1 pseudogene is annotated in these 954 nt (G+C 48.0%); it reads left to right on the top strand.

Annotated features, from left to right (window positions below):
* Positions 1-954: pseudogene (locus tag OCH80_RS10075) on the top strand (hypothetical protein); the annotation flags it as partial.

A 954-nucleotide genomic window follows, 5' to 3' on the forward strand; every position in this document is an offset into this window, starting at 1 on the left:
CGCTTTCTGACTCTGAAGTTGAAGTGCTCTCTGACTCGGAAGTTGATTCACTTTCGGATTCGGACTCTGAAGTTGAGGTGCTCTCTGATTCTGACTCTGAAGTTGAAGTGCTCTCAGACTCGGAAGTCGATTCACTTTCGGATTCTGAAGCTGATTCGCTTTCTGACTCTGAAGTTGAAGTGCTCTCAGACTCGGAAGTTGATTCACTTTCAGATTCGGATGCTGACTCACTCTCAGATTCGGATGCTGATTCGCTTTCTGACTCTGAAGTTGAGGTGCTCTCAGATTCGGAAGTGGATACGCTCTCGGATTCGGATGCTGATTCGCTTTCTGACTCTGAAGTTGAGGTGCTCTCAGACTCGGAAGTGGATACGCTCTCGGATTCGGATGCTGACTCACTCTCTGATTCGGATGCTGATTCGCTCTCGGATTCGGAAGTTGACTCACTTTCAGACTCGGAAGTTGAAGTGCTCTCTGACTCGGAAGTCGATTCACTTTCGGATTCTGAAGCTGATACGCTTTCGGATTCTGACTCTGAAGTTGAGGTACTCTCTGATTCGGAAGTGGATACGCTCTCTGATTCGGATGCTGATTCGCTCTCGGATTCGGAAGTTGAAGTACTCTCGAATTCGGAAGTAGATACGCTCTCCGATTCGCTTTCTGACTCTGAAGTGCTCTCTGACTCGGAAGTTGATTCACTTTCGGATTCTGAAGTTGAAGTGCTCTCCGATTCGGAAGTTGATTCGCTCTCTGATTCGGAAGTTGAGCTGCTTTCGGATTCAGACTCTGAAGTTGAAGTGCTCTCAGACTCGGAAATTGATTCGCTCTCGGATTCGGAAGTTGAGCTGCTCTCGGATTCTGACTCGGAAGTTGATTCGCTTTCGGACTCGGATGCTGACTCGCTCTCTGATTCGGAAGTTGAGCTGCTTTCGGATTCAGACTCTGAAGTTGAAG

Origin of the sequence: Lactobacillus sp. 23-2 (genome assembly GCF_044902225.1) — a bacterium.
In the GTDB taxonomy this organism is placed as follows: domain Bacteria; phylum Bacillota; class Bacilli; order Lactobacillales; family Lactobacillaceae; genus Lactobacillus; species Lactobacillus absianus.